Genomic DNA, 3,515 nt, shown 5'->3' on the forward strand with positions numbered 1-3,515 from the left:
GCCACCGGCAACCGCACCCACAACGCCCTGCAACGCTCCCTACGCTGCCTCGGCGAACGCGGCTTCGCACTCCTCACCCAACGGTGGACCGCCCTCCAGCACACCACCCTCAGCCCCAGCAGAATCGACGACCTCGTCCGCTCCGCCCACGTCCTCACCCTTTTCGAGCACCGCAGGATCAGCTGAAAGTCGGCGAGAAAACCTCAGTGAGTACGACAGACTCCATAAACTCGCCCACGAGGCCGCCCAGAAGGGCTGGTGGGACAAGTACGGCGCCTCCATGGGTGCCCGCCAGAAGCTCTACGCCGACCTCGAATCCAACGCCGCCACCGTCCGCGAGTACAACCAGACCGTTATGCCTGCGGTCTTGCAGGCTCCCGAGTTCATCTCGGCACTCGTCGACCTGGACGAGTTTCAGGGAAAGCTCGACTACGTCCCCGAACGTATGGCCGAGGCCCGTATGCGGCGGCAGGGCGAACTGCTCAAGCCCACCGGCCCGTCATACGAAACCGTCCTGGACGAATGCGTGATTCACCGCTTGTCCGTACCGCCACAGGCGATGGCCGCACAACTGCGACACATGATCGGGGTGATCTCGGAAGAGGAGCGCATCACCGTCCGAGTACTGCGGCACGACGCCAGCGTCCCGGGAGGCTTCCTCCCCAAGTCCGCGTTCTACCTCTACACATTCGCGGAGCCGGGCGACTCACCAATAGCGGTGCTCGACACTGTCACCACCGATCTCGTCCTAACCCAGCGAGGGGAGGTGGACCGCTACACCAGGATCTACGATCGTTTGCAGGAGGCCGCCCTGTCCCGTGAAGACAGCATCACCTTCCTCGATCGGGTAGCCGACAGGCTCACCGACAAGACAGGATCGGGGACATGACCAAGAATTTCTACGGCTGGCGCAAGTCACGCCACAGTGAACCGAACGGCGGGTGTGTCGAAGCGGGCCGTGCGACCGACGGCACGGTCGGTGTTCGTGACACCAAGCTCGACGACAGCCCCATCCTCGAATTCACCCCCGCCGAGTGGAAGCGGCTCCTCGGCCGCATCCGCCCCACTGCCTGACCCCTCGACGACCACCAACCGTCCGGTCCGCCCCCGATCGATGCAGGCCGGACGGTCAGCGCGGGCGGCACGTCACTGGAGGCCGCATCTGGCGGCCGAGCGGGCTGCCGGGCAGCAGCAGTGCGTTCGGCGACCCGGCCGCCGGCGTCCTTCACTTCCCCGCCGAAGTTCAGCGAGCCGGAGGCTCCGGACCGCGCCGCCACGCCCTCCCAGTAGCGCGCCTCCCGCTCCCAGCGGACGTCCGCGAGCAGATCCAGCACCCCGTCAACGCTCAGGTCCCCGGCACCCCAGGTGGTGACCTGGTGCGCGACGACGCCCAGGCCCGCGAGGACGGCCGGGGCGGAGACCGCCGACCGCGCGGCCAAAGTACGGGGAACAGGTCCGTCAGCAGCTCGGACACGATCTTCACCCCTTCCCGCTCGATCTGCTCGGCGGCAACACCGTCCGGCAGGTCCTCCCGGTGGACGGTCTCCGACGACTGCGCGATGCCGGTCCGGCCGAAGATCGCGGCGATCACCAGGACGCGCAGGGCCGAGAGGGTGATCACCTCCGGGTCGATCTTGCCGATCTGACGCTTCCGCGTCTCGACGAGCCTGGAGAGCGGGACGAGCGTGCCCTCCTGCTCGACCTTGACCGTCTCGGCGACGTCGACGGACCTCACTCCCGCGCGTCACGTTCACGCATCGGCGCATCTCGTCGCACCGGCCGAGTTCGCGGACGAGGTCAACGAGCAGCAGCAGCGGTTGAGGGGCGCGGCGGAGAAGGTGCGCGCACTCGGTGCGGCCGACTGGCAGCCGACCGGTGCGGAGGCCATCAACTGGAGTACGGCCACGGTGGGCGACCTGCAACGCGGTAACGCCCCAGCCTCCATCGGGCCTTGACCACTTCCCGGTCCATGGCGGGGCGGACGGGCAATTGGCCTTGCCGTATGGGGACGCCACACCTGTACTCACGGCCCGGGACGTCGCGAAGGGCGCCCCCGCGTCAGGAATGCTCGCGGACCAGAACCTCACGGCGCCCGTCGTCATCGAGGAGGGTGACGTCCTTCTCTCCGAGATCATGCGGCGGGGCGTGGGCGCGCGGGTCGTCGACGCCGCAGACGCGGGTTCCCTGCTCGGCCCTCAGCTGCTGCTCTTCCGCCCGGATCCCGAGCGTCTCGACCCCTGGTTCCTGGAGGTTCAACGAGCGGTACGGGACCGAGTTCACCGAGCAGGACGTCATCAAGCCGTTCGAAGAGCGGTGGCCGACCGCAAGGCGTACAGGACGGGGATTCCGGGATGGTTCAGGCGCGCCCGTCCGGGGCCTCACGGCGGAAGCGCCGGTGCAGCCGCGCCCGGTCGTCGTCCGGCCGCACCAGACGGACGACCTTGATCGCGACCCTGCGGCCGAGGCGGGTGTCCTGCCCCTCTCAGACCTCCCAATACCGCCGGCGCCGAGCGGCATCACCTTGGCGTAGCGGTCCCCGAAGTCCAGGACGGAAAGCGTAATGCCGGAACGGGTCCCGCGCGGGCGCCGGCGCGGCTCCCGGCCATGGGGCGTCATCATTCCGTGGTTGTCCGGAGGTGGACGGGCGGTGGTACACGGTTCAATCGTTGGGGGGCGTGCGGCGCTCTTAGGATGTTCGGGCCTGACAGCGGTGTCAGGGCGGGTGAAAGGGCGGTGGCGGGGTGGCTGAGTTGGCTATTGCGGACTCGTTCATGCCGCAGTACGCCAAGTTGGAGCCGAAGGTGCGCAAGGGCGTGGACGCGGCGATCGGGAAGTTCGCCGAGCACACGCACGCGGGGCTGCACCTGGAGAAGCTCAACGACGCCAAGGACCCGCGGATCCGGACGATCCGGATCGACCGGTTCTGGCGCGGGGTGGTGCTGGCGCCCGAGAAGGGGGGCGTGTACTGCCTGCTCAAGGTGATGCCGCACGACGACGCGATCGGGTGGGCCCGGAGCAGGAGGTTCTCGGTCAACCAGGCGATCGGTGTGCTGGAGGTTCGTGACCAGGTCGCCCTTGACGAGATGTCTCCGGCGTTGGAGAAGGTCGCCGAGGGGACCGTTCACCGGCTGCTGGAGCACGTCTTCGACAACGACCTGCTGCGGCTGGGGATCGATGCGGAGCTGATCCCGCTGGTGCGGCTGCTGACGGACGAGTCGCATCTCCAGGCGATGGAGAAGCTGCTGCCGGAGCCGCAGTACATGGCCTTGCTGGCGCTGGCGCAGGGCATGAATCCGCAGCAGGCGTGGGAAGAGGTCGCCAAGACCCTGGCGGTGGAGGAGAAGCCCGCCGCGGTCGACCCCGACGACCTGGTGACGGCCATGCGGCGGTCGCCGGGGCAGGTCGTCTTCGTGAGCGGGCCGGACGATCTGCGGGAGATCCTGGCGCATCCGTTCGACACGTGGAGGATCTTCCTTCATCCGGTGCAGCGGCGGGTCGCGCTCCGGCCTTCGTAC

The 3,515-nt window shown here is 68.3% G+C and carries 4 protein-coding genes and 2 pseudogenes; 4 read left to right on the forward strand and 2 right to left on the reverse strand.

From position 1 onward, the window contains the following. The 3 genes and pseudogenes from E1281_RS38500 to E1281_RS38510 all read left to right on the forward strand — a co-directional run. A pseudogene (locus tag E1281_RS38500) lies at positions 1-186 on the forward strand (IS5/IS1182 family transposase); the annotation flags it as partial. Between the two features lie 94 nt (positions 187-280). Further along, a complete protein-coding gene (locus E1281_RS38505; protein ID WP_131884628.1) occupies positions 281-889 on the forward strand; it encodes a DUF5753 domain-containing protein in 609 nt (202 codons plus the stop codon). Continuing rightward, positions 886-1,074: a DUF397 domain-containing protein gene (locus tag E1281_RS38510; protein WP_131884629.1), complete on the forward strand. Its 189-nt coding sequence runs from the start codon at positions 886-888 to the stop codon at positions 1,072-1,074. The genes E1281_RS38505 and E1281_RS38510 overlap by 4 nt, the downstream gene beginning before the upstream one ends. 271 nt (positions 1,075-1,345) lie before the next feature. On the opposite strand, the gene E1281_RS38515 is transcribed toward E1281_RS38510, so the two are convergent. Together E1281_RS38515 and E1281_RS38520 are read right to left on the reverse strand one after the other, a co-directional pair. Then, positions 1,346-1,735, reverse strand: coding sequence for a hypothetical protein (locus E1281_RS38515; protein ID WP_131884630.1), 390 nt, complete (start codon positions 1,733-1,735; stop codon positions 1,346-1,348). 323 nt (positions 1,736-2,058) lie between these two features. Further along, a complete protein-coding gene (locus E1281_RS38520; protein ID WP_131884631.1) occupies positions 2,059-2,295 on the reverse strand; it encodes a hypothetical protein in 237 nt (78 codons plus the stop codon). 455 nt (positions 2,296-2,750) lie between these two features. Between E1281_RS38520 and E1281_RS38525 the strand changes: the two are divergent. Then, positions 2,751-3,515 (forward strand): annotated as a pseudogene (locus E1281_RS38525) (hypothetical protein); the annotation flags it as partial.

It is taken from the genome of Actinomadura sp. KC345 (assembly GCF_004348515.1).
Taxonomy (GTDB): Bacteria; Actinomycetota; Actinomycetes; order Streptosporangiales; family Streptosporangiaceae; genus Spirillospora.

What these genes read in the sequence shown, in the direction of transcription:
- E1281_RS38520 (WP_131884631.1), bottom strand. Translation starts at nt 2,295, where the DNA reads ATGACGTCCTGCTCGGTGAACTCGGTCCCGTACCGCTCGTTGAACCTC.
- E1281_RS38505 (WP_131884628.1), top strand. Translation starts at nt 281, where the DNA reads ATGGGTGCCCGCCAGAAGCTCTACGCCGACCTCGAATCCAACGCCGCC.
- E1281_RS38510 (WP_131884629.1), top strand. Translation starts at nt 886, where the DNA reads ATGACCAAGAATTTCTACGGCTGGCGCAAGTCACGCCACAGTGAACCG.